The following is a 24595-nucleotide window of genomic DNA, read 5'->3' as shown; positions in this document are numbered from 1 at the left end:
GGTCAGAGCCGACCGTGCCGTTTCAGTCGGCCGCTGTCCAGTTCTCGCAGGCCAGATCAGCGACCCGGCTGAATTCCCGCAGGTTGTTGCTGACCAGGATCAGCGCCCTGGCGCGGGCATGGGCGGCGATCCACAGGTCGTTGTTGCCGATGATCTTGCCCTGGCGCTCCAGCTCGGCGCGGATGGCACCATAGTGCTCGGCGCATTCCGCATCCAGTTCCAGCACGGCGATCTGTTGTCGGAGTTGTTCCAGGATCGCCCGAGTGCGCTCGGGTTGCTGACTCTTGGCCGCGCCATGACAGAGTTCGCCCCAGGTGATCACGGACATCGCCAGTTCATCGCGTCCGTGCTGAGCGAAACGTTCGCGGACTTGCGGCGGATTGTGCTTGGCGATGTAGATGCAGATGTTGGTGTCCAACAGGTAGCGGGCCGGCACTAGAGTTCTTCCCGCACCTGGGGTGGATTGTCTTCCCGCTCCAGGGACGACAGTGACAGGGCAGCCAAGGTGTCGAAGATCTCGGCTGCACTGGGGCGTAGCTCACGCAGGACGATCTCGTTGCCGCGGCGGAAGATTTCTACCCGATCCGATTCGAAGCGAAATTCCTTGGGCAGGCGCAAGGCCTGGCTGTTACCGGACTTGAACACGCGGGCTTCGGCCATGGGTAGCTCCTCGAGGCGTATATACATTGGAGTATATACGCCGCATTGGAGTGATCAAGCGCCTCTCAGCACTCCACGAAGGTCACGGCCAGGCCGCCGCGCGAGGTTTCCTTGTACTTGCTGTGCATGTCCGCGCCGGTTTCCTTCATGGTGCGGATCACCTGGTCGAGGGAGATGAAGTGCTCGCCGTCGCCGCGCAGGGCCATCTGGGCGGCGTTGATCGCCTTGACCGCGGCGATGGCATTGCGCTCGATGCAGGGCACCTGCACCAGGCCGCCGACCGGATCGCAGGTCAGTCCCAGGTTGTGCTCCAGACCGATCTCGGCGGCGTTTTCCAGCTGCGCCGGGCTGGCGCCCAGCACCTCGGCCAGACCGGCCGCGGCCATGGCGCAGGCCGAGCCGACCTCGCCCTGGCAGCCCACCTCGGCTCCGGAGATGGAGGCGTTCTTCTTGCACAGGATGCCGACCGCGGCGGCGGCCAGCATGAAGCGCACCACGTCGTCGTCGCAGGCGTCGGGGTTGAATTTCATGTAGTACATCAGCACCGCCGGGATGATCCCGGCCGCGCCGTTGGTGGGCGCGGTGACCATGCGTCCGCCGGCGGCGTTCTCCTCGTTCACCGCCAGGGCGAAGAGGTTGACCCATTCCATGGCGGAGAGGGTGGAGCCGATGACGTTGGGCTTGCCGATGGCCTGCAGACTCTGGTGCAGGCGGGCAGCGCGGCGACGCACCTTGAGGCCGCCGGGCAGGATGCCCTCGTTGGCGAGACCGTTCTGCACGCATTCGCGCATCACGTTCCAGATGCGCAGCAGGCCGCTGCGGATCTCTTCCTCGGAGCGCCAGCTCTTTTCGTTGGCCAGCATCAGCTCGGCCACGCCCAGGCCATGACGGCGACACAGCTGCAGCAGCTCGGCGCCGCTGGAGAAGTCGTAGGGCAGTTCGGTGGTGTCGTTGTCCAGCACGCCGCTGGCGGCCTGGGCGGCGTCCACCACGAAGCCACCACCGATGGAATAGTAGGTCGCCTCGGCCACCTCGCCAGTGGCGCCAAAGGCGGTCAGGGTCATGGCATTGGGGTGATAGGGCAGGCTCTCGTCCAGGAGCAGCAGGTCTTCCTGCCAGTCGAAGTGGATCGCCTGGCGCCCGGCGAGCAGCAGCTGGCGCTCGTTGCGCAGGGCTTCGATGCGCGGCTCCACGGCGGCGGGATCGACGCGATCCGGCCATTCGCCCATGAGGCCGATCAGGGTGGCGCGGTCGGTGCCATGGCCGACGCCGGTGGCCGAGAGCGATCCGTAAAGGCGTACCTCGATCCGCTTGACCTGTTCCAGCAGACCTTCGTCGACCAGGCGCTGGGCGAACAGGGCGCCGGCCCGCATCGGGCCCACGGTATGGGAACTGGACGGACCCACGCCGATTTTGAACAGGTCGAAGACGCTGATGGCCATGACGATAATCCCTGATTGAGCTTGAATGGTCGCCAGACAAGCTGCCGGCGGATGGCTCATAGTGGTGATAAGCCCTCAGCTCGCACAAACGAAAGCTTCTAAGCGATCCTTTAGCGGAACTCATCGATGAGCCGGATCCTCAACGCCCAAACCCAGGCCTGGTTGCAGGTCTTCGCCTGCGCCGCCCGGCACCTGTCCTTCACGCGCTGCGCCGAAGAGCTGCACGTGACGCCTGGCGCCATCAGCCAGCAGATGCGCCAGCTGGAAGAGCGCCTGGGCTTCAAGCTGTTTCACCGGGTGGCCCGTGGCCTGGAGCTGACCGCCGAAGGCCAGCGCCTGGCAACCACCCTGAATCAGGCCTATGGGCTGATCGACGCCGAATTGCGCCGTCTAAACGCCGGCCAGTTCGGCGGCGTGGTGCGCCTCAGGTCGATCCCCTCGTTCCTGGGCAAGTGGCTGACGCCGCGACTGCCGCGGCTGCAGGCGCGCTTTCCCGACCTGCAACTGCGGCTGGTGGCCGAAGACAGCAGCTGGTCGCTGCGCGAGGGCGAATTCGACCTGGCCATCGACCTCAACGACGGCAGCTATCCGGGCCTGGCCTCGACGCCGCTGATGGAGGAAGAGATCTTTCCGGTCTGCGCGCCCAGCCTGCTGGCGGGACGACCGCCGCTGGAGCGGCCGGAGGACCTGGAGTTCTATCCGCTGCTGCACGACATCACCGCCTGGCGCGGCAGCTACGAATACGCCGAATGGGAATTCTATCTGGCCAGCATCGGCGCGCCGGCGCTGGATGTGCGCCGGGGTCACACCTTCAACCGCAACCACCTGACCATCGAGGCGGCCATCGCCGGCATGGGCGTCGCCATCGCCCGCCGCGCCCTGATCACCGACGAGCTGGCCCGAGGCGTGCTGGTGGTGCCGCCCTTCGGCCGTTCGGTACCGGCGCACAAGAGGTACATGCTGCTCTATGCCCAGGGCGCCCTGGCCGATCCCCGCCTGCGCGCCCTGCACGACTGGCTGGTGCAGGAGGTCGACCAGATGGTGCTGGCCCAGCCGGCCTGAGGGGCGTGATAGCTCGGTAGTGTGGAAAACGGCGCAGCCTTTTCCGCTGGTGAGTTCGTCGTGAAGCGCGCCCTCACCCCAGCCCTCTCCCAGAGGGAGAGGGGGCTTATCTGAGCGAGGAGGGTCTTGTGCAGGCGCCGTAGCGTGAAAAACGGCGCAGCCTTTTCCGCGGGTGGCTTCGTCGTGCGGCGTGCCCTCACCCCAACCCTCTCCCGGAGGGCGAGGGAGCTGTCCGAGCGGGGAGTGGCCGCATCGGCGTATCGCCATGACCGCGAGGTTGGGAACCCCGCCCCTGGTTCTACGCCTCTATCGCCCCAGCTTGCGCAATTCGTCCGATTCCACCACGCGCACGCCCTTGCCTTCTTCCAGGGCCAGACGCCAGAGCGCGCGGGCCAGCACGGCGGCTTCGATGCCGTGCCACTTGCCGGGCAGCCATTGCGACAAGGGGGCGGCCAGGCGCTCGCCCAGGCGTTCTTCCTGGCGCTGGCCGATCAGCAGCGACGGTCGGGCCAGGGTCAGTTGCGTCCAGCCCTGGGCGCGCAGGGCTTCTTCCAGCTCGCCCTTGACCTTGTTGTAGAAGATCGAGGATTGCGGATCGGCGCCGATGGCGCTGACCACGATGTAGTGACGGGCGCCCAGTTCCAGGGCGCGCTGGCCGACCGCCAGGGGCAGGCCATAGTCCACGGCGCGAAAGGCGGCTTCGGAGCCGGCCTGCTTCATGGTGGTGCCCAGGCAGCAGAAGGCCACATCCAGCGGGCCTTCCAGGGTCGGCAGCAGGCTGTTTAGGTCACCCACCGGATTGTCCAGCCGGGCGTGTTCCGCCAGCGGGCGACGGGTCGGCGCCAGCACCCGGGGGACCGTCGGCTCGTTGAGGAGGCGGTCGAGCAGGTGTTCGCCGGTCAGGCCAGTGGCGCCGGCGATGAGGGCATGCTGAGGCGTCAGGTACACGGGGCTCTCCTTGTAGCGGCGACCGCTGATGTCAGGTTGGACCTCAGGCGTTCCGGTTGTTCGTCAAAGCCCCAAGGCAAAGGCAGTTCTCAGCGACCCGCGCGCCAGGCGCGCCACTTCTGCAGCACGGCCGGCGGCGCCCAGAGCTGCGGCTCGGACGGGTCGAAGCCTTCGGTCTTCTCGCGCACCGACACGGTGTCGCGGGCGCGCTGGAAGGCCTGCTCGGGATCGTCGGTGTGCTGGAAGGCCTCGGCGAACAGGGCGCGGCCGAAGTAGGTGAAATCGGCTTCGTCGGTGCAACCGAAGGAGGTCCGATCGGCCTTGGAGGCGGTCATCACCAGGGTATGGTCGTCCTGCAGTTGCGGGATGAAGCCGCCGCTGTAGCAGCTGGAGACGATGATCAGCTTGTCGCGTCCGCGCAGCGGCGCGAGCAGGCGGCCGAGCTCCGCCGCCGGCAGGCTGGAGAGATCCAGGCCCGGTTGGGAGAGCACCAGCTGATGGTCGGCCGAGCCGTGGCTGGTCAGGTAGATGAGGATCAGGTCTTCCGGACCGGTGCGCTGGGCCAGGGCCTGCAGGCTCTGATAGAGATTCTCGCGGGTGGCCAGCGGATGGTCGCTGCGGATGTCCTTGGCGTTGATCAGGTGGACGACGTCGCGGGCACCCCAGGTGGTGGTCAGGAAGTTGGCCACATAGTTGGCCTCGCGCTGGAACACGCCCTGACCGCCGTCGCCGGCCAGGACCAGGCCATAGAGTTCGGTGGCGGGGGTGGAGGCGGGGATCTGCTGCAATTCCTGATCGAGCACCTTGCCTTGGTCGAGCAGTGCGCGCTCCAGGGGATCGGCGATGTACTGGCCCTGGTCGTCGCGGATGCGCTTGCCGCCCTCCCAGAGACCCCGTTCCACCTGGCCGTCGGCGCGGGTCAGGACGCCCATGCCGGCATAGACGCCATCGGCGAAGTTGCCGCGATAGACGCTGCCGTCGCTGTTGGTGAGCACGCCCTGGCCATCGAATTTCCAGTTGCGGAAGGCGCCGCGGTACTGGCTGCTGTCGCTGCCGACGAATTCGCCGTTGCCGGTCAGCTCGCCGCCACTGAAGCGCCCGCGCCAGAGATCGCCACCGGCGCTGCGATAGACGCCGGCGCCTTCGAACTGGTCGTCGACGAATTCGCCGTCATAGCGATCGCCGCCCGGCTCCTGCCACTGGCCGACGCCGTTGAGGTGGCCGTCGTTGAAGGTGCCGATGGTCTGGGTGCCGTCGCTGTCGAGCTTGGAGCCCTGGCCCTGCATGCGGCCATTGACGAAGCTGCCGTGGTACTCCCAGCCGCTGCTGCTGATCAGATTGCCCTGGCCATGGTAGAGACCGCGGCGAAAGGTGCCCTGGTAGTAGGTACCGTCGGCGAATTGCTGTTCGCCGGGGCCCTCGGCCAGGCCGTCCTTGAAGCGGCCCTTGAGCCAGTTGCCGTTGGGCCACTCGATGCGCCCGCTGCCGTTGAGCAGACCGCTGACGATCTCGCCGGTATAGACCCCGCCATCGGGCAGTCGCACGCTGCTCGCGTTGGGCGCCGCCTGGGCAGCGCAGGCCGCCAGCAACAGCGCAACGAGGGCGAGACGGGGCAGGAGGGCGCTCATAGGTGGGGTCGGGTGGGCGCTTTAACGCGCCTCGAGCCGGACCAGATGACGCTCCAGCGTCGCGGAGTAGGGTTCCAGGAGACGTTCCACGCAACTGGCCCCGGCGGGGCTGGCGATGGTGCGGATACGGGCGCGTTTACGCAGCAGCTCGTCCTCGGCGATGCTCTGCTCGACCAGCAACAGGTTGCGACTGTGGCGACTCAGCGCCTGGGCATTGCGCACGGTGGTGTTTTCCAGCAATTGGGCAAGCTCCAGGCCGGCGAGGCGTTCGCCCTGCGTCAGACCCAGTTGCAGCTGCAGGGTTGCACCGCTGCCAACCACTTCCACCTGCAGCGCATGACCCAGGGCACGCATGATCTCGCCGCAGCACAGCGCGCGGGTCAGGTAGTCGTCGTCGTCGCTGCGCTCGTGGAAGAGGATCAGGCTGCCCCCGTCCTTGAGGGTGTGGAGTTCGCCGTCATAGAGCTCGGTCGCCTGCTGCAGGCAGTCGCGATAGCGCTCCAGCAGCTGTTCGAGGCGGCTGCGCGGCAGCCGGCTGAGCTGGTCCTGGGCGCCGAGCTGGATGGCCAGCACCGCGGAGGTGACGATATCGGGTTCGGTGGGCACCACCGGAGCGGGCGTGGGCGGCGGCTCGGTGAAGGAGTCCGGTACCAGCTCGGCGAAGGCGTCGGCGTCCAGCTCGCTGTCGGCGTCCGCCACGGGCGCCTTGCGCGCGGCCGGTTTGGCGGCGGCCTTGCGCGCAGGCGGCTTGACGCTCAGGCCACCCTGCTCGTCGGCGAAGGGATCGTCGTCTTCGTCGGCCACTTCCGCCTTGGGCGGCTTGGGCGGTATCAGGCGGCTCTGCAGCTGACGAGCCAGGTCGCCCAGTTCGTCGAGGCGACCGGCGCCCGGTGCGGGGTCATCGGGATCGCGCAGCCAGACGCGCAGCTCCAGCAGCGGCGTCGACAGCTGGCGCCCGAGGCGCAGGCTGAGGATCAGCGTCAGGGCCAACAGGATGAGGCCCAGCAGTCCCATGTTCTGCAGGCTGATCATCATCGGCTGCTGGAACTGGTCCATGTCCAGCGCCAGGCGCACCTGGCCGGCGGTGACGTCCTGAAAGCGGATCGGCGTGCTGTAGATGCCGTCGGTAGCGGTCAGCAGGCCCTGGCTCGGGCGCGTGCCGGATTCGGCCAGCACCCGGTTGTCCGGACTGTAGACCGCGGCATGGGCCACCAGCGGATTGCGCGCCAGGTTGCTCAGCAGCACATTGAGGCTGAGGTTGTCGTTGGCCACCAGCAATTCGGCGGCGGAGTTGGCCGTCTGGGTCACCAGGCTCTGGCCGACGGCGTCGGCCTGCTGCTGCATGGCATGGCGAAACTGCATGCTCATGATGCCGGCATAGATCACCAGGGCGGCCGCCACCAGCAGCAGGCTGTGGGAAACGATGCGCAAGGCCACCGGCACACGACGCTGGCGCAGGGCTCGGTAGATCAGCAGGAAGAAATTATCGGGCTTGACGGTCGCGGGGCGGGTCACAGAAATCGTTTCTTTGGACAAAAAATGTGCGGCCAGTATAACCAGCGCGCCAGGGGTGCGAAAACGGCGAATGCAGGGCTTCGCCCGCAAAAGAGGCCGGCGGTGGACTCCCGCCGCCAGCCGGTGCCCATGGCTCGGCACCGTCGGGGCGAAAGGGTAGACTGCGCGCTTTTCCGCGAGGGGATCGCCATGCAAGACGTTATCGGACTCCAGGCCGTGGGCATCCTGCCCGCCGACTGGTTGGCTGCTCTCACCGGCGCCCTGGCCGCGGCCGGTGCCCGGCTGGAATCGCTGCAGCAGCAGGGGCTGGACAACAGTGCCGCCGTGACCCTGCTGGTCAGCCCGGCAAGTGCTGGCGCCGCGTTGCAGCAGGCGCTGCAGGCCCTGGGCCTGCAGGTGGCGCCCCTGGCGCAGCCGGCGCCGGAAACCGGCGAAGCCCATGTCCTGACGCTGATGGGTCGTACCCTGGCCGATCTGCCGCTGACCCGCCTGGCCGCGCTGTGCCGCGAGCAGGGCCTGAACATCCATGCCATCCGCGCCCTGAGCGAGCCGGGCGCGACCACGCGCGCCGCCCTGGAGCTGCGCGTCACCGGCGAGCCGCACGAGCCCCAGGCGCTGCGCGCGGGGCTGCTGGCGCTGGCCCAGGAAGGCCAGGCCGACATCGGCTGGCAACCTGACGATCTGCCGCGGCAGCATCGCCGCCTGGCGGTGTTCGACATGGACAGCACCCTGATCCAGGCCGAGGTCATCGATGAACTGGCCAAGGCCGCCGGCATCGGCGAGCGGGTGGCGGCCATCACCGAGCGCGCCATGCGTGGCGAGATCGACTTCCGCGCCAGCTTCACCGAGCGCATGGCGCTGCTGCAGGGCCTGTCCGAAGAGGTACTGGAAGACATCGGTGCCGGGCTGCGCCTGACCGAGGGCGCCGAGCGGCTGTTTGCCGAGTTGAAGCGGCTGGGCTACAAGACCGCCATCCTTTCCGGCGGCTTCACCTATTTCGCCCGCCAGGTGCAGGCGCGGCTGGGCATCGACTACGTCTATGCCAACGAACTGGAGATCGTCGACGGCAAGCTGACCGGCCGCGCCGTCGAGCCCATCGTCGATGCCCAGCGCAAGGCCGACCTGCTGCAGGAACTGGCCAGCCGTGAAGGCCTGACGCTGGAGCAGACCATCGCCGTGGGCGACGGCGCCAACGACCTGCCGATGCTGGCCCTGGCCGGGCTGGGCGTGGCCTTTCGCGCCAAGCCGCTGGTGCGCCAGTCCGCGCGCCAGTCGGTGAGCGTGCTGGGCCTGGATGGCGTGCTCTATCTGCTCGGCGTGGAAGACCGGCTTACCCGCGGCTGAGGTCCCGTTCGACGGCCACCCCGAGCCCTAGTGCTCGGGGTGGAATTCGTAGTCCATCGCCTGACTGGGCTCCTGCAGGTAGTAGCCCTGGATGAAGTGCACCCCGACCTGCCAGAGCTGGGCCAGCACGCTGGCGCTCTCGACGAAGGGCGCGATGGTCTGGACGTTCTGGGCGCTCAACTCGGCGACCATGGCCTTGAGCCGCTCCTGGTGCTCCGGCTGTCCCAGATCCTTGATCAGCTTGCCCGACAGCTTGACGTAATCCGGTACCAGCAGCCGCAGCGCCGCCAGGGGCGGATCGCCGGCGGCAAAGCCGCTCAGGGTGACCGGATGACCCTGGCGGCGCAGGCGCTGCGCCATGGCCAGGGCCTGCTCCGGCTGGGCCAGCAGGTCTTCTTCGCTGAGCTGGAAGATCACCGCCTCGGCGTCCAGCTGTTGCCCCTGCAGGGTTTCCCGCAGCCAGGGCAGCAACTCCAGATCGCCCAGGGTCGCGCCCGAGAGGTGCACGAAGATGCGGGTACCGTGGCCGCGGGCGCGGTGTTCGCCCAGCTGACGCACCGCCTGCTGGATCACCCAGCGATCGATCTGGCCGCTCAGGCCGCTGTCGCGGGCGGTGCGGGCGAATTCGGCCGGGGAGACCTCTTCGCCCTGGGGATTGACCAGCCGCAGCAGCGCCTCGTAGTACTCGTGGCTGCTGCCGCGCAGGCCGATCACCGGCTGGAACAGCAGGCGGAAGCCGTTCTGCTGCAGGGCCTGCTTGACCATGGCCACCAGATTGCCGCGATTGGCGGCGGCGGCCAGCTCTTCCTGGGGATCGTAGCGTTTGCAGGCGTTGCCGCCGCGCTGGGCGACCTGGCGCGCGGAGCGGTGCGCCCGGTCCACCAGATCACCGGCGCTCTTGGTGTGGTTGTCCAGGCTTACCACGCCGATGGAATAGCTGATCGCCAGGGTGCGTCCGGCCAGGGTGAGCGGCTGCCGCTCCTGACGACCCAGCAGGCGCTCGAAGGCGCTGTCCAGGCTGGCGTCGGCCGCCTGCGGCAGGAGGGCGGTAAAGGCATCATCGGCGAAGCGCGAGAGGGTCACCAGGGTGCCGAAGTGCTCGCGCAGGCGCTCGGCCAGGGCCACCAGCAACTCGTCCATGGCGCCTATGCCCAGCTCCGCCAGCAGGGTCGGATAGCGATCGATGCTCAGGTAGGCGAAGCTCGCCGGCGCGCCGAGTCGGGCGCGCTCCAGGGCGTCTTCGAGCAGTTCGAGCATGCGGCTGCGATTGAGCAGACCGGTGAGGGTGTCCTGGAAGCGCACCTCGCGCAGCTGTTCCTCGAGGGCCTCGGCGGCCGGGGCCGCGCGTTCCTCGCGCAGGTGCAGCTGCACGCAGGGTTCGTCGAGGTAGATGGCCGGCGTCAGGCGCAGGCGCACACCGAGGGTGCTGCCGTCCTGGCGGACGCACCGGCAGTCCAGTTCGAGGGGACTGGGGTCGTCGCGCAACTGGCGAAAGGCCTCGCGCAGCGCCGGCTGGTCGGCGGCGGCGATGAGGTCCATCAGCGGCGTGATCTCCAGGTCTTCCGCGGATGGATAGCCCAGCAGCTCCACATAGGCCGAGTTGACGTGGATATGCAGGCCGTCGTGGACATAGGCGACCGCCTCCACGGCGTTGGCCAGCAGCAGCTGGCAGCGCTGTTCGGCCTCGGCCAGGGCCTGCTCTAGGCGGCGGCGTTCGTGGCGCTCGGCCAGGTTGCCGAGTTCGCGCAGACTGGCCAGCAGCAGGTGCTCGTCGTTGTCGCTGGCGATGCCATCGCGGGCGCCCAGGCGCAGGGCGTCGAGCACCGCTGCGGGATCGTCCGGTGGCACCCGCTGGATGACGGCGAGTTGGGGCACGCGGCGACGCAACTGGCGCAGCGCGCTCAGGCTGTCGAGTTCGGGAGAGGGCGGGGCGAGGATGGCGAGGTCCCAGGACTGGGACAGCAGTTCGTCGAGACCTGCAGGGTCGGCCAGACGCTGGGCCCGCGTCGCCCGTCCGGCGTTGCGGAACAGACTGACCAGGCGTTCCGCCTCGTTCTGCGATGCTTCGAGCAGTAACAGGCGGATCGCACTGTGTTCGGCGGCCATGGTCTATTCGCGCCCTGGCGATAACGATGATTTATCGAAGCTACAGAGACTTCCACAGCGAGTCAAAGTCTTCTTCCTGCCGGGCGCCACCGCCGGCAGGGCCGCCGCTGGGCTGAGCGCCGCTCTGTTCCAGCAAGTGATATTCGAAGACGCTGAAGCTGACCGTCATGCTGCGACGCCGGTCGAGCATGCCGCGCTGCTCGTTGCCCTGCTGATTGATCTGCACCTTGCTGCCCTCCTGAAAGGGTAGTCGCGGCGCGATCAGGGTCGGTGCCTGGTCGATGGCCTTGATCTCCGGCAGCAGCAGGGCACGCAGGTACTGACTGTTCTGCTCGGCCTTGCGCAGCAGCTGCAGCCCGCAGGGCCGTGCGGTGGGGGCCAGCAGTTCGACGCCCATGTGGGTTCCGCTGCCGGGCACCTGGCGTACCCAGCGCACCACCGCCGGGCCCCAGTTGTGATCCTCGGGCAGGCGCACGCCGAGCAGTTCGCCGGCCTGCAGCTGCTCGGGGACCTCGCCGCTCCAGCTCAGGCAATAGCCGCCCGGACTGTGGTTGACCACCTGCACCGCATGGATCGGAAAGGCCGGACTGGCCGCCTCGCCGTCGCCGGGCAGGACGTCGTAATGGATTTCTTCCAGGGACTCGGCGCTCCAGTCCAGGGCGTCGGGTGCGCGGGTATCGGCATCGAAGGCCAGCGACCAGACGTCTTCCTTGGGCTTGGGCGCGAAGGCGTCCGGCACGGCCTGCGCCGACAGGCGCAGGGTGTCGGCGAACACCTGCCCCCCCGCGAGCTGGTAGTGCAGGGCGCTCATGCCGATGCAGACCTGCACCTGGCCCTGGCCGGGCATGCGCTGGAAGGCGCGGTCCGCCTCCTGGCCCCAGGCGCCGACCAGGTGCTGCAGCAGATCCAGGGACAGGTCGCCGTGCACCGGCAGGCGCGCCCGCGGGCGTTGCTCCGGCGCCAGCGCCAAGTAGTCCTCGATGGCCTGCACCAGTTGTTGCGGCGCAAGACCGAGCAGACCGTTGAGATTGGCTTCACGCAACAGCGAACGATAGCGCGGGGGAGCGTCGATCTGCGGCGCCACCACCATCAGGGTGCCGTTCTGTTCGGGCCCTTGCAGGCGGATCAGGCTGGCCCAGTCGTCCAGGTGCAGCGTCAGCTGGGCGATATGGCTCTGGCGCAGCTGGTTGCAGCGTGCGGCGCCAAACAGCAGAGCGGCGCCATAGGCCTGGGTGATGGTCTGGCTGCCGTCGCCGGGCAGCAGTTCGTCGCGGATCTTCTGGTTGTGCAGGCCGGTGGTCACTGCCAGCCGATAGAGCTGGTGCAGCTCCAGCCAGAGGTTGTCGTGCACCGGGGTATAGAGCTGGGCGGCGCGGATCAGCGGCCCGAGCAGCGCGCGCAGGGCGCGCTGGATGGCGGTGGCCAGCAGGGTGCTGCGTTCGCCGCGCTCGCTTTCCTCGACCACGATCAGCTTGTAGCCGGCGGCCAGCAGGTTCTGCAGGGCCTGGCAGAGATTGGCCACCTTGCGCGAGCGTTCGTCGAGCACGATGGCCTGGTTGAGCACATGACGCTCGAGCTGCTGGCAGACCCGCTGCACGTCCGGGCGCAGGGCTTCGAGCAGGCGCAGGCGCGCTTCCGGCGTCAGGATCAGCCGGTTGAGTTCCAGCAGGCCCTGATAGAGCAGTCGGGCGAATTCGCCCAGCTTGGCCCGTGGCAATTGCTCCAGCCAGCGCTTGAGGCCGGCCGGGGTGGCGTCACAAAACGTCAGGCTGCGCTGATCGGGCGTCGGTACCCGCAACATGAGCTGTGGCCTTTTGCTATCCATTCGCCGCGCACACTCCTGGTTCGATGGGCAATGAACCGCGCATCTAGGCGAGAGGCCCTGGCTCGGAAACGGTGGTCAAGGGGTCCGGCGTGGTCGGAACCCCCAGCAGTTGCCCCATGTTGACGGTGGACAGCGCGCCGAGTTCAGCAGACCAGTTCACCGCGTCCGGGCCGAACAGCACGATGGCGGTGGAGCCCAGCTTGAAGCGCCCCAGCTCGTCGCCGGTACGCAGGGTGATGGGCGCGCGCGCGGCCTCGTCGTAGGCAAAGCTCTTGAGTTCGCGCTTGGGCGGCGTGACCAGGCCGGCCCAGACCGTCTCGATGCTGGCGACGATCATGGCGCCGACCAGGATGACCGCCATGGGGCCCACGGCGGTATCGAAGATGCAGACCACCCGCTCGTTGCGGGCGAACAGTTCGGGCACGTTCTCGGCGGTGAGCTGGTTGACCGAAAAGATGCGGCCGGGCACATAGACCATCTCCTTCAAGGTGCCGGTGAGCGGCATGTGCACCCGGTGGTAGTCCTTGGGCGACAGGTAGATGGTGGCGAAATGGCCGCCCATGAAGGGCGCGGCGCGCAGGCCATCGCCGCCGAGCAGCTCCAGCAGGCTGTAGCTGTGGCCCTTGGCCTGGAAGATGCGGCCGTGCTCGATGCGACCGAGCTGGCTGATGGCGCCGTCGCTCGGGCTCACCACCACACCGGCTTCGGCCGGCAGCGGGCGGGCGCCGGGCTTGAGGGCGCGGGTGAAGAAGGCGTTGAAGTTCTCGTAGGCGGTGGGGTCTTCCACCTGGGCCTGGCGCATGTCGACGTCATAGTGACGGACGAACCAGCGGGTCAGCAGATTCTTGAACCAGGGCGCCCGGCACTCGGCGAAGCCGCCGATCACCCGCGACAGCAGATGGTGCGGCAGCAGGTGCTGGGCGAGGATGAACAGTCGGTCTTGCAGTTTCATGGGAGGTCCTTGGCAGTCATTCGATGGGGGTGTCGGGGTGGTTGCCCCATTCGCCCCAGGAGCCGGCATAGGCTTTGACCCGCGGATAGCCCAGGGCCTTGGCCGCGAGGTAGGTGAAGCCGGATCGGTGATGGGTCTGGCAGTGGGTGATGATTTCCTTGTCGCGGGTGATGCCCAGGCGTTCGAGTTCGGCGCCCAGGTCCTCGCGGATGCGCAACTGGCGCTCGCGATCCATGCCGGCGGTCCACTCGAAGTTGATCGCTCCGGGAATGTGGCCACCACGGGCAGTCAGCACCTTTTCGCCGCGGTATTCGTCGGCGCCGCGGGCGTCCCAGATGGCCAGGTCCTCGGCGCCCAGCCGGCTCTGCAGATAGGCGCGGCTGGCGGTGGGCTCCTCGTGCAGGGTCAGGGCGACCGGTGCCCCGGCCGGCGCGGGCACCGCGGTGCTCAGCGGCAGGCCGGCGGCGATCCAGCCCTGGCGGCCGCCGTTGAGGTAGTGATAGTGGCCGTGCCCGATGACATCGAGCAGCCAGATGAAGCGTCCGGCCCAGCCGCCGCCTTCGTCGTCATAGACCACGTAGACGGCTTCGTCGCGCTGGCCCAGTTCGCCGAACAGCTGCTCCAGGTCCGCCTGGGCCGGCAGCAGACCGGGCGCCGGCTTGCTGCCCAGCTGGGTGCGGGCGGGCGCGACATGGCGCGCGCCGGGCAGATGGCCCTCGGCATAGTGGGCGGCGCTGCAGAGATCCACCAGGATGAGTTCGGGCGCATCCAGGCGCGCCGCGAGATCGGCCGGTTCGATCACCAGGGGCAGGGCGGAAAAGGGCATCGCGGATTTCCCGTCGGTCCGTAGCAAAGGTGAAGTGTACCGAGGTTGACCGGCCAGCGTCAGGTCGGTCGTACCCGCGGACGATTGGCGAAGGTGCCGATGGCGCGCTCGATGCAGGTGAAGGTCTTGTCCAGCGCCGCGGTCCGACGGGGATCCTCCGGCTGCAGTTCACTGTCCAGGATCGCCAGCAGCACCACCCGCTCGCCAAAGCCCAGACTGCGCAGCCAGAGCCGTTCGTTGCTGAACAGCCGGCGCAGATCGGCGGGCAGGTGTGGCGCGAAACGCGCGCGGTTGCCGTCATCGATGCGCAACTGGCCGGGGCTGCCGAACAGCTTGGCCAGCAGCGGATGGCTGGCGATGTCCAGTTGCAGGCCGGGGGCGTCGTCCAGGCCATGGTGCAGCTGGACATTGCCCTTCTGGCCGTTGCGATCCGGGGTCAGCAGCAGCAGCCGCGGCAGGCCGCAGGCCACCAGCGCCTGGCGGGCGCAATCGAACAGCTGGGGCAGGGTGGCGAAGGCGCTGGGCGTGTGCAGCAACTGCTCGCAGAGTCCGCGCCAGCGCTGCGCCTGCCCCTCGCTGGCGACCTGGACCCGGGGCACCGGCTTGAGGCGCCGTTCGCCCGGCGGCCAGACCAGGCCTTCGGCCGGGTGCCAGAGGCCGGGCCGGGCATGGCGCTGGGCGTCCTGCACCGCCAGTTCGTGGCTGCGACTCTGCACCCGTGCCAGTGGCAGTTGCAGGTAGAGGGCGCTGAAGCGCTGCCAGCGCAGGGTGTGGGGACCGTCCCAGGCATGGTGGCTGGCCAGCGCCAGGCCGTTGGCCAGGAGGATGGTGTTGCCGGGATGGGTCAGCCAGCGCCGCAGCGTGGGGTCGTCGTCGAGGTGCTGCTGCTGTTCGAGGGGATCGTCGCCATGGGCGATGTGCAACGCCCTGACCAGTTGCCGGCGATCCTGGTCCAGCAGCCGATAGCCTTCGATGATCCACTCGGGCAGCTGCCAGTGACGGGCCAGCGCCTGGCACAGGCGGATCGCCGGCACGCCGAGCAGCTCGTGCTCGACCTTTATCGCCGGTTCGCCTTCGCCTAGCACCCGCCGCTCCCATTCCTCGAAGAGTTCCGGATAGCGGGTCGCCAGCGGCCAGAGCGGCGCCAGAAAGAGCAGGGCGGCCAGACGGATGTCCGGCCACAGCCGCGCCAGGGGCACGCCGAACAGGCCCAGCCCCAGGGTCATGGCGTGCTGGCTGACCAGGCACAGCTGCCGCAGCGGACGCGGCAGGCGTTCCTCGGGCAGGGTCGGCTGGCGGGCGATCAGGTATTCCGCCGGGCCGAGCCCGACGCGGCCGAGCACGGCTTCCAGACTGGCGGCCGGATCGCCGAGGCTGGCATGGCCGCGATTGGCCTCGCGCAGCAGGGCCAGCGCCAGGGGTGGTGACTCGCAGAGCCGTTCGGCGATCTCATGCAACGCCAGACGGCCATCGGCCAGGGCGCGGCGCAGACGCTCCGCGGTGGCGGTGGCCACCGGCAGGCGCACGCCTTCCAGGTGTTTGACCCAGTCTTCGACAGTGTTCGGGCGGCTGGACATACGACGGTCGCCTTGAAATTTGATGAAAGGCCTTCAGTCCGGGGCGCCGGGTCCGATAAAGGGGGCGTGAGGGTGATTCCCCGGCTCAATTTTCCTTAGCACACAGTATTCCCAACCATGGCAAAAATCATCGGCATCATCGTGATATTCGCGGCTGTCCTCGGCGGCTACATCCTCGCGCATGGCAAGATCGCTGCGATCATCCAGCCGCTCGAGGTCCTGATCATCGGCGGTGCCGCCCTGGGGGCCTTCCTGCAGGCCAACCCGGGCAGCACCTTCATGCAGGTGTTCAAGAAGTCGCTGAAGATGTTTGGTAATCGCTTCACCCACGCCTTCTACCTGGACGTGCTGAAGCTGCTCTACGAGATCCTCAACAAGAGCCGGCGCGAGGGCATGATGTCCATCGAGGCGGATGTCGAGGATCCCAAGGCCAGTCCTATCTTCAGCAAGTACCCGAACATCCTCAAGGATGAGCGGATGACTGCCTACGTCGCCGACTACCTGCGACTGATGTCCTCCGGCAACATGGCCCCCCACGAGCTGGAAGGCCTGTTCGACATGGAACTGGCCGGCATCAAGGAAGAGCTGGAGCATCCGTCCCACGCGGTATCGCGGGTCGCTGACGGCCTGCCCGGCTTCGGCATCGTCGCCGCGGTACTGGGCATCGTGATCACCATGGGCATGCTCGGCGAGGGCGACCAGGCGGCCATCGGTGGCCACGTGGGTGCGGCCCTGGTGGGGACCTTTCTCGGTATTCTCGCGGCCTACGGCTTCTTCGGACCGCTGGCGACCTGCCTGGAGCACGACGCCAAGGAAGAACTCAATGTGCTGGAGGCCATCAAGGCCTGCCTGGTCGCCGCTGCCAGCGGCATGCCGCCCACCGTCGCCGTGGAATTCGGTCGCAAGGTGCTGTTCCCGGCGCACCGGCCGTCCTTCAGTGAGCTCGAGCAGGCGATGCGGGGCAGCTGATGGACAACAACCAGCCGATCATCGTCAAGCGCGTCAAGAAGAGCGCCGCCGGCCACCACGGCGGCGCCTGGAAGATCGCCTTCGCCGACTTCGCCACCGCCATGATGGCGTTCTTCCTGGTGCTCTGGCTGATGTCCTCGGCCACCCCGGAACAGAAGAAGGCCATCGCCGGCTACTTCCAGGATCCGATCGGCTTCACCGAAAGCGCCAGCCCCTATGTCATCGACCTGGGCGGCACGCCGACGCCGGCGCCCGACCGCACCCTGAATCCCGAGATCCAGGCCCAGCCGGATTCGACCCAGAACAAGGTCAACCCGGACATGGAGGAGCGCGCCGACCCCAACGACTCCAACCGGGTGCAGCCCGATCCGACCCAGTCGCCGGACAGTTCGCCAGATCGCCAGCCGAATGCGGCGGCGCAGAAGGATCAGAACCAGCAGGCCCAAAAGATGGATGCCAGCCAGGCGGAAAAGATCGCCGAGCAGGTCGACAAGGAGCGCCTGGAGCTGTTGCTGCAGGAGCTGCAGAACAAGATCGAGCAGAATCCGGAACTGCAGAAGTTCAAGGACCAGATCCTGCTGGAAATCACCCAGGACGGCCTGCGCATCCAGATCGTCGATGCCGAGAACCGGCCGATGTTCGACTCCGGCAGTCCGCGGCTGAAGTCCTATTTCGAGGACATCCTGCTGGCCATGGCCGACACCATTCGCCAAGTGCCGAACAAGATCAGCATCAGCGGCCATACCGATGCGGCGCGCTACAACGGCAAGGGTGACTTCAGCAACTGGGAGCTGTCCGCCGGTCGCGCCAACGCCGCACGCCGGGCGCTGATCGCCGGTGGCTATCCGGAAGAGCAGGTGGCGCGGATCGTCGGCTATGCCTCCTCGGCCCCCTTCGATCGCGAGCATCCGCTCAATCCGGTCAACCGCCGCATCGACATCATCGTGCTGACCAAGAAGGCCCAGCAGGCCATCGAGGGGCGCGCCGGCGGCAACCAGGCACCCAAGCCCGCGGCCGGCGCCGCCCCGGCGGCGAGCCGGAGCGGGGTCTCCAGCGGTGGCGTCAGCGCCACCGGTAACCTGGCGCAACCCATCAACAACGCGGCCTTCAAGCAGCAGATCAATGCCTTCGATGCGGGTGTCATCCAGAGCAAGCCCTGAACGGTCGCGCTGATAGATAGGAAAATTCGCTGCTAGCGTTCGGTTTTTTCGTCCGTTGACGTGAAGACGGCTGGTTAAGCTGCAGGGGTTTCATGACGGATCGGGCACCTTGCGCCCTCGTGCGCGGTCTCCCGATCTCCGATTCCCTTGCAGGAGCCTTCCGATGAGCAACGCCTTTATCGACACCATCAAGCGCCGCCGCAGCCAGTACGCGCTGGGCAAGAATCTGCCGCTGGCCCAGGACCAGGTCACCGCGCTGATCCAGGAGGCCGTCAAGCTGTCGCCCTCCGCCTTCAATTCGCAGAGTTCGCGCGCGGTGATCCTGTTCGGCGCCGAGAGCGACAAGTTCTGGGGCTTCGTCATGCAGGCGCTGCGGCAGATCGTGCCGGCCGACGCCTTCGCCGCCACCGAAGGCAAGATCAACAGCTTCGCCGCCGGTGCCGGCACCGTGCTGTTCTACGAGGATCGGCATGTGGTTGCCGGCCTGCAGGACAAGTATCCGGCCTACGCCGACAACTTCCCGATCTGGTCGGAGCAGGCCAGCGGTATCGCCCAGTTCTCGGTGTGGACGGCCCTGGCCAATGCCGGTATCGGCGCCAGCCTGCAGCACTACAATCCGCTGCCCGACGCCCTGGCCGCCGCCGAGTGGAAGCTGCCGGAGACCTGGCACCTGCGCGCCCAGATGCCCTTCGGCTCCAACGAAGGCGACTTCCCCGAGAAGGGCTTCATGGACGACGCCGAGCGCTTCCGCGTCTTTGGCTGATGGTCCTCGACTGATAGAGCAAAACGCCGGGCTTGCCCGGCGTTTTGCCTAGTAGCGCGACTCGCCTTCGAGGCTGGCCAGGATATGCCGGTAACTGGCCATCCGCTGCGGATGGATGTCACCGCGCTCCAGGGCAGCGAGCAGGGCGCAACCGGGCTCCCGCTCATGCTTGCAGTCGCGGAAACGGCAGTGGCCCAGGTAGTCGCCGAATTCCTTGAAGCCAGCTTCGACATCATCACGGCTGACGTGACTGAGGCCGAATTCGCGGATGCCGGGCGAGTCGATCAGGTCGCCGCCGTCGGGAAAGTGGAAGAGCCGGGCGGTGGTAGTGGTGTGGGTGCCCTTGTTGGTCAGCTCGGACAGCGGGCCGACGCGGGTATCGACTCCCGGCAGCAGGGCATTCACCAGCGACGACTTGCCCACCCCGGACTGACCGACGAAGACACTGACGTGCTCGTCCAGGGCACTCTTGAGCTGGTCCATGCTCAGGCCATTGTGGGCCGAGACCTCCAGCAGCGGATAGTCCAGTTCGCGGTAGATGCCCAGCAGGTCGTCCAGCGCCGGGCCGTTGTGCTCGTCGATCAGGTCGGCCTTGTTGAGCAGCAGCAGCGGCTGGATGCCGGCGTGCTCGGCGGCCACCAGGTAGCGGTCGATGAGGTTGGCGTGGGGCGTGGGCAGCGGGGCGAAGACGATCACCAGGCGGTCGACGTTGGCCGCCACCGGCTTGAGCAGGCCGCGCATGTCCGGCCGGCAGATTTCCGAGCGGCGCGGCAGCTGGGCGACGATGACGCCATTGCCCTGGAGGCTGGCGCGAAACACCACCCGGTCGCCGGTGACCAGGGTCGGCAGGTTGGCGCGCAGGTGACAGCGCTGCAGCTGGCCGTCGTCATCCTCGACCTCCACCTGAACGCCGAAGTGGGCGATCACCAGGCCCTGTTGCTCCGGCCCCAGGTCGCCGCCTTCGAGCTCGTCGATCAGCTTGGATTCGCGCTTTTCCGCGCGGGCGGCGCGTTCGGTCTGGATTTTCTCGATCCGCCAGCTCTGGCGACGGGTCAGGTGGCGTTTGGCCATGGGATGTCCGCGGGTTTCAGGACCGCTGAGTCTAGCATTGGCCGCCTCCCCCGGATTACCTAAACTTGGCGTACCTCGTCGCTTCGGAGCCCCCATGCTGGCCCATCTCGCCTCGCGCTATCCGCTGTTGCTGGCCGTGCTGGTGCAACTGGCCGCCCTGGTGGTCGCCGTCGTCGGCATCCGCCTGTGGGCCAGCTTCGCCGGCCAGCGCCCCTCGCTGCTGGCGCTGGTCTGCCTGCAGGCGGTACTGGCGGCCCTGCTGGGCGAGTTGCTGGGACTCGCCCGCTGGTGGGTCTTCATCAATCTGCTGTTCGCCCCGGCGCTCTATCTGGTCAGCGGTCGCGGGCTCTCGGCGGGCATCGCCGCGCTCGGCTTCCTGCTGCTGCTGCTGCTGAACTGGAACAGTCTGCGCGAGCGGGTACCGCTCTATCTCACCGGCCGTCAGACCCGTGAGCGACTGGCCGAACTGCTCGCCGAGCGCGAGCCGACCTTTCGCTTCGTCGACCTGGGCTGCGGCCTGGGCGATACCCTGGTCGATCTTTCCAGGCGCTTTCCGCAGGCCACCTTCGTCGGCGTGGAGACCGCGCCGCTGAGCTTCGCCCTGGCCTGGCTGCGCTGCCTGCCGCGGCGCAATTGCCAGGTGCGCTATCGCGATCTCTGGCGGGTGGAGCTGGGCGAGTTCGACGTCGTCTACTGCTTTCTCTCGCCGGCGCCCATGCCACGCCTGGGCGACAAGGCCCGCACGGAGCAGCGCGCCGGCAGCTGGCTGATCAGCAACACCTTCGAGATTCCCGGCCAGCCCGCGGATCGGGTGCTGGAGGTAGGGGACCTGCGCGGCAGCCGGCTGCTGCTCTGGCGCCGGTAGGTGCGCGGCAGGCGCGCTGCTACACTGGTGCCATCATCAAGGAGTTCGCCATGACCGCCCCCAATCCGCAGCACCTGATCTGGATCGACCTGGAAATGACCGGCCTGGATCCGGATCGGGACGTGATCATCGAGATGGCCACCATCGTCACCGACAGCGATCTCAATGTGCTGGCCGAGGGCCCGGTACTGGCCATCCACCAGTCGGACGAGATACTGGCCAGCATGGACGAGTGGAATACCCGTCAGCACGGCGGCTCGGGCCTGACCCAGCGGGTGCGCGAGAGCACCGTCGACACCGCCCAGGCCGAGGCCCTGACCCTGGAGTTCCTGCGTCAATGGGTGCCCAAGGGCAAATCGCCGATCTGCGGCAACAGCATCTGCCAGGACCGGCGCTTCCTCTATCGCCGCATGCCGGAGCTGGAAGCCTACTTCCACTACCGCAACCTGGACGTCTCCACCCTCAAGGAACTGGCCGCGCGCTGGGCACCCCATGTGCGTGACGGCGTGAAGAAGAGCGGCAGCCACCTGGCGCTGGACGACATCCGCGATTCCATCGCCGAGCTGCGTCACTACCGCGAGCACTTCATCAAGGTCTGACGGCCACCCGTCCGTGCTGCTGTCCATCCTCTACCTGGTCGCCATCACCGCCGAAGCCATGACCGGCGCCCTGTCCGCGGGGCGCCGCGGCATGGACCTGTTCGGCGTGGCGCTGATCGCCAGCGTCACCGCCCTCGGCGGCGGCTCGGTGCGTGATGTGCTGCTGGGGCACTATCCGCTAGGCTGGGTAAAGCACCCGGAGTACCTCGCGCTCACCGTCGGCGCGGGCCTCGCCACCGTGGCCATCGCGCGGGTCATGCGCTATCTGCGCCGGTTGTTCCTGGTGCTCGACGCCCTGGGCCTGGTGGCCTTTACCGTGATCGGTTGCCAGGTGGCCCTGGAAATGGGCCTGAGTCCGGCCATCGTCATCGTCAGCGGCACCCTGACCGGCACCTGCGGCGGCATCCTGCGCGACATCCTCTGCAACGACGTACCCCTGATCCTCAGGCGCGAGCTCTATGCCAGCGTGGCGGTACTCTCCGCCGGCTGCTACCTGCTCTGCCGCCCGTGGCTCGGCGAAGAGCAGGCACTGCTCATCACCCTGGCCGCGGGGCTGCTGCTGCGCCTGCTGGCGCTGAGATTCAACTGGCAGATGCCGACCTTCACCTATCCGGACGATCCCCACGGCTAAGGCCGTGACGATTTGCGCGGTGTCGCGCTGAAAGGCTTGTCCTAGAGCCTTTTGTGCGGCATTTTTCAGGCCCCAGTTACCGATAGGGAGATCGGTCATGTCTGGAAAGCCCGCTGCTCGCCTGGGCGACGCCGTCGCCTGCCCCAAATGTGGTTCCACCGCCCTGGTCCAGGGCTCCGCCGATGTCACCTTCGATGGCCTGCCCGCCGCGACCCTCGGCCATGCCTGCGGCTGTGGCGCGGCCCTTAGCGCCGCGGTCATCCCCAACGTCCTGATCAACGGCCGGCCTGCGGCGGTGCTCGGCAGCCTCACCAGCCATGGCGGCGTGGTGATCGGTGGTTCCGGCACCGTCATCATCGGCCTGGACGCAGGCGGCGCGGCCAAGGGCGCCTGCGCAAGCCATGCAGGTGCTACCGGCCTGGCACCGGGGCAGGGCAAGCCTGCGGCGCTGCGCGACCGGGAGCGACAGGGCAGCGAGGGACCGGCCAAGCGCCCGGACAGCGCGCCCGTCGCCAGGGATGAAGTCGCCGAACAGGCGGAGCGCCCGCTGGAACAGCGCATCACCCTGCGCATCGGCGTCTTCTTCGACGGTACCGGCAACAACCTCTTCAACGCCGCCACCGGCGCCGCCTGCCGGGCGGGAGAGCAGGGGTTTCGTCAGGATCAGGCGCGCAGCATCGCAAGGCATTGCGAGAAGTTCATGCTGAATGCCGATGGCAGCTATGCCGGGGCGGAGACGAATATCGCGCGGTTGTATCGGCTGTATGAGAGCGATGTGGATCGAAAGCTCGATAAAAGCGAAGTCCGATCCAGTATCTCTGTCTATATCGAAGGTATTGGGACCCAAGCTGGCCAGCCAGACAATTTGTTTTCCATGGGGACGGGCGTGGGAAAAAGCGGCGTGTTGGGCTGCGTTCATAGTTTCCCATCCGCCTTTGCCAAACAATACATACAGTTTCGACTCAGTAATCCCAGCGTATCTGTTGAGGCTGTTGAATTCGATCTTTTTGGCTTTAGCCGAGGGGCGGCAGCAGCGCGGCATTTCGCCAATGAAGTATTAAAGATCGATGGTGGTGTTGCCGCGGCAGGACTGTTGCCGTGTCTTTCCTGGAGCCGCGCCAGGGTGAAAATCAATTTCATTGGCGTGTTCGATACCGTGGCAGCGGTTGCTGATCCTTTGCGGGGCGACTTCAGTCCAGCCAATACGATCAATCCGGGGCTCAATCTCTATCTGCCGGCTGGTTGCGCGCTCAAGGTTGTGCAATTGGCAGCGCAGCACGAGTACCGCCGCAATTTCGCCCTGACCAGCGTGGCACCCGAGCATGAGGAGATCTTTCTGCCCGGCGCCCACGCTGATATTGGCGGCGGCTATCCGGATGAGACGCAGGAGCGACTGCTGTTAACCCGACCGAGGGCTTCCCGTGAGCCGCGGGGCACGGATAGCCACCAGGCCTGGAGCTATCGCCAGGCCGAACTGGAGTTGCGGCGCCTGCAAGGGGCGTTCTGGTACGACTCATCAAGCACTCGTCTCGGTATCGATACCTGGCGCCTCGAGTTGCCCCGCATCCGGGGCGACCTGCCGGAAGTCGAAGTCTTCGCTGCGATACGACTGGAGCGAAAGGTTCGTGGAGAGCTATCCCTGGTTTACCTGCGGATGATGCACCGTCTGGCCAGTGCTCAAGGTGTCCCTTTAACGACCCTCGATGACGAGGATCCGGAGTGGCGTTTGCCAGCCGAACTGGCTCCGATAGCCAATAAGCTTCAGGCAGGTAGTCCGCATGTGCCTGAGCCACTGAGTCAGGCCGAAAATCGTCTGCTGCTCAGTCGCTATGTACACAGGTCGGCTCACTGGAATGCGCGTATGGGCAGTGGCCTGGGCAATGTGGATACGATCTTCGTCGATGCCCCTACCGCCGATGGTCGGCGCAACGTCTATCCCAATCGACTGCAGGCGGAGTATCCGATATGAGTCGCTTTTGGCTGCTTCTCGTCACGGTATTGTGTATTGCAGGCTGCCAATCTAGCGCGTTGAGCAAACCAAAGATGCCTTATGAAGCCTGGTACTTGGGCTTTATAGCGCCTAACTACATGGAAGTTTGGTTGGAGCAAGTCAATATTGGTGATAACAGTGGGCGCATCTTTCCTAATGCTATGGGGGGAGTAGTGTCTTATGGCAAACCTGGAAATCTGGCGATTCGCGCAGAGGGTTGGCCTGAAAGAATCGGCTCAGGCAAAGGCCGTACTCTGACCGGCCTGGATCTGCCCTACGTCGTCTCCCTACGCTGGCAATCGATGGTCGAACCTCAGACCTATCATGCGCTGTTCACCATCCCCGATTGGGCCAGGGAAAAGATGGTCGAGCGTATCCCGGGTCAGTGTCCGAGTGGCTACCACTTCGACTATCGCGAAGCCCTCACCATCGGCCTGGCGCCCGGCGGGGTTGTCAAGGTCTGGATCATGGGCCCCTGCCTCGACCCCATCGAGGTCCTGACCCTCCAGGCCGAGATCGAGCCCAAGGGGCCCTATGGCGGCAAATCCAACGGCAAGTACCGGCCGCTGTCGCCGGTGGTCAAGCGCTATGTCGACAAATACGGCGTCCCCTACGGCAGCTGGTGGGCGCCGATCCCCTACACCACGGTAGGGCCCTGAGCG

Annotated in this window: 22 protein-coding genes; 10 read left to right on the top strand and 12 right to left on the bottom strand. The window is 67.0% G+C overall.

The window, feature by feature from the left end; all coding sequences use genetic code 11:
• Positions 1 to 22: 22 nt before the first annotated feature.
• The 3 genes from OXS31_RS07905 to OXS31_RS07895 form a co-directional block, all read right to left on the bottom strand.
• Positions 23 to 436: a type II toxin-antitoxin system VapC family toxin gene (locus OXS31_RS07905; RefSeq protein WP_144956430.1), complete on the bottom strand. Its 414-nt coding sequence runs from the start codon at positions 434 to 436 to the stop codon at positions 23 to 25.
• Positions 436 to 660: a type II toxin-antitoxin system VapB family antitoxin gene (gene vapB / locus OXS31_RS07900; RefSeq protein ID WP_144956433.1), complete on the bottom strand. Its 225-nt coding sequence runs from the start codon at positions 658 to 660 to the stop codon at positions 436 to 438. Before vapB ends, OXS31_RS07905 begins: the two co-directional genes overlap by 1 nt.
• A 65-nt stretch (positions 661 to 725) precedes the next feature.
• Positions 726 to 2102: an L-serine ammonia-lyase gene (locus OXS31_RS07895; protein ID WP_267398633.1), complete on the bottom strand. Its 1377-nt coding sequence runs from the start codon at positions 2100 to 2102 to the stop codon at positions 726 to 728.
• 126 nt (positions 2103 to 2228) lie between these two features.
• Here OXS31_RS07895 and OXS31_RS07890 point away from each other — a divergent pair, with 126 nt between their 5' ends.
• Entirely contained in the window at positions 2229 to 3164 is a 936-nt protein-coding gene (locus tag OXS31_RS07890; RefSeq protein ID WP_017642882.1) for a LysR substrate-binding domain-containing protein, read from the top strand.
• A 306-nt stretch (positions 3165 to 3470) separates the two neighbouring features.
• Here OXS31_RS07890 and OXS31_RS07885 read toward each other — a convergent pair whose 3' ends face one another.
• From OXS31_RS07885 to OXS31_RS07875, 3 genes are all read right to left on the bottom strand, one after another.
• Positions 3471 to 4112 carry an oxidoreductase gene (locus tag OXS31_RS07885; protein ID WP_017642883.1) on the bottom strand — a complete coding sequence of 214 codons (642 nt, stop codon included), beginning with the start codon at positions 4110 to 4112 and terminating at the stop codon, positions 3471 to 3473.
• Between the two features lie 89 nt (positions 4113 to 4201).
• Positions 4202 to 5740: a C13 family peptidase gene (locus OXS31_RS07880; RefSeq protein WP_027598856.1), complete on the bottom strand. Its 1539-nt coding sequence runs from the start codon at positions 5738 to 5740 to the stop codon at positions 4202 to 4204.
• Positions 5741 to 5761: 21 nt separating this feature from the next.
• Positions 5762 to 7255: an AhpA/YtjB family protein gene (locus OXS31_RS07875; RefSeq protein ID WP_267398632.1), complete on the bottom strand. Its 1494-nt coding sequence runs from the start codon at positions 7253 to 7255 to the stop codon at positions 5762 to 5764.
• Positions 7256 to 7444: 189 nt separating this feature from the next.
• Here OXS31_RS07875 and serB point away from each other — a divergent pair, with 189 nt between their 5' ends.
• Positions 7445 to 8599: a phosphoserine phosphatase SerB gene (gene serB, locus OXS31_RS07870; RefSeq protein WP_027601093.1), complete on the top strand. Its 1155-nt coding sequence runs from the start codon at positions 7445 to 7447 to the stop codon at positions 8597 to 8599.
• Positions 8600 to 8626: 27 nt separating this feature from the next.
• On the opposite strand, the gene OXS31_RS07865 is transcribed toward serB, so the two are convergent.
• The 5 genes from OXS31_RS07865 to OXS31_RS07845 form a co-directional block, all read right to left on the bottom strand.
• Complete coding sequence (locus tag OXS31_RS07865; RefSeq protein WP_044341041.1) at positions 8627 to 10705, bottom strand: EAL domain-containing protein; 2079 nt, start codon at positions 10703 to 10705, stop codon at positions 8627 to 8629.
• Positions 10706 to 10745: 40 nt separating this feature from the next.
• Complete coding sequence (locus tag OXS31_RS07860) at positions 10746 to 12506, bottom strand: molecular chaperone (RefSeq protein WP_108581475.1); 1761 nt, start codon at positions 12504 to 12506, stop codon at positions 10746 to 10748.
• A gap of 67 nt (positions 12507 to 12573) precedes the next feature.
• A complete protein-coding gene (gene asd / locus OXS31_RS07855; protein ID WP_074584942.1) occupies positions 12574 to 13482 on the bottom strand; it encodes an archaetidylserine decarboxylase in 909 nt (302 codons plus the stop codon).
• A gap of 16 nt (positions 13483 to 13498) precedes the next feature.
• Positions 13499 to 14308, bottom strand: a complete 810-nt coding sequence (locus OXS31_RS07850; protein WP_074584941.1) for a rhodanese-like domain-containing protein — start codon at positions 14306 to 14308, stop codon at positions 13499 to 13501.
• Between the two features lie 59 nt (positions 14309 to 14367).
• A complete protein-coding gene (locus OXS31_RS07845) occupies positions 14368 to 15885 on the bottom strand; it encodes an HDOD domain-containing protein (protein WP_267398631.1) in 1518 nt (505 codons plus the stop codon).
• 117 nt (positions 15886 to 16002) lie between these two features.
• On the opposite strand from OXS31_RS07845, the gene motA reads away from it, so the two are divergent.
• From motA to OXS31_RS07830, 3 genes are all read left to right on the top strand, one after another.
• Complete coding sequence (gene motA / locus OXS31_RS07840) at positions 16003 to 16854, top strand: flagellar motor stator protein MotA (RefSeq protein WP_017642892.1); 852 nt, start codon at positions 16003 to 16005, stop codon at positions 16852 to 16854.
• Positions 16854 to 18014 (top strand): flagellar motor protein MotB, encoded by a 1161-nt coding sequence (locus OXS31_RS07835; RefSeq protein WP_042137344.1) that lies wholly within the window; start codon positions 16854 to 16856, stop codon positions 18012 to 18014. Before motA ends, OXS31_RS07835 begins: the two co-directional genes overlap by 1 nt.
• A gap of 163 nt (positions 18015 to 18177) precedes the next feature.
• Positions 18178 to 18777, top strand: coding sequence for a nitroreductase family protein (locus OXS31_RS07830; protein ID WP_007161171.1), 600 nt, complete (start codon positions 18178 to 18180; stop codon positions 18775 to 18777).
• A gap of 48 nt (positions 18778 to 18825) precedes the next feature.
• Here OXS31_RS07830 and rsgA read toward each other — a convergent pair whose 3' ends face one another.
• The gene (gene rsgA / locus OXS31_RS07825; protein WP_007161170.1) at positions 18826 to 19848 is read right to left on the bottom strand and encodes a small ribosomal subunit biogenesis GTPase RsgA; all 1023 of its coding nucleotides are present in this window, start codon (positions 19846 to 19848) and stop codon (positions 18826 to 18828) included.
• Between the two features lie 94 nt (positions 19849 to 19942).
• On the opposite strand from rsgA, the gene OXS31_RS07820 reads away from it, so the two are divergent.
• The 5 genes from OXS31_RS07820 (at position 19943) to OXS31_RS07800 (ending at position 24592) form a co-directional block, all read left to right on the top strand.
• Positions 19943 to 20713: a class I SAM-dependent methyltransferase gene (locus OXS31_RS07820; protein WP_267398630.1), complete on the top strand. Its 771-nt coding sequence runs from the start codon at positions 19943 to 19945 to the stop codon at positions 20711 to 20713.
• A 50-nt stretch (positions 20714 to 20763) separates the two neighbouring features.
• A complete protein-coding gene (gene orn / locus OXS31_RS07815) occupies positions 20764 to 21312 on the top strand; it encodes an oligoribonuclease (RefSeq protein ID WP_267398629.1) in 549 nt (182 codons plus the stop codon).
• A 16-nt stretch (positions 21313 to 21328) separates the two neighbouring features.
• Positions 21329 to 21943 (top strand): trimeric intracellular cation channel family protein, encoded by a 615-nt coding sequence (locus OXS31_RS07810; protein ID WP_042137396.1) that lies wholly within the window; start codon positions 21329 to 21331, stop codon positions 21941 to 21943.
• Positions 21944 to 22040: 97 nt separating this feature from the next.
• Positions 22041 to 23912, top strand: a complete 1872-nt coding sequence (locus OXS31_RS07805; RefSeq protein ID WP_267398628.1) for a PAAR domain-containing protein — start codon at positions 22041 to 22043, stop codon at positions 23910 to 23912.
• A complete protein-coding gene (locus OXS31_RS07800) occupies positions 23909 to 24592 on the top strand; it encodes a DUF2931 family protein (RefSeq protein ID WP_074584936.1) in 684 nt (227 codons plus the stop codon). Before OXS31_RS07805 ends, OXS31_RS07800 begins: the two co-directional genes overlap by 4 nt.
• The last annotated feature ends 3 nt before the right edge of the window (positions 24593 to 24595 follow it).

It is taken from the genome of Pseudomonas sp. GM_Psu_1, from assembly GCF_026544185.1.
GTDB lineage: Bacteria > Pseudomonadota > Gammaproteobacteria > Pseudomonadales > Pseudomonadaceae > Chryseomonas > Chryseomonas oryzihabitans.
This window is presented reverse-complemented; position numbering and strand designations above follow the sequence as displayed.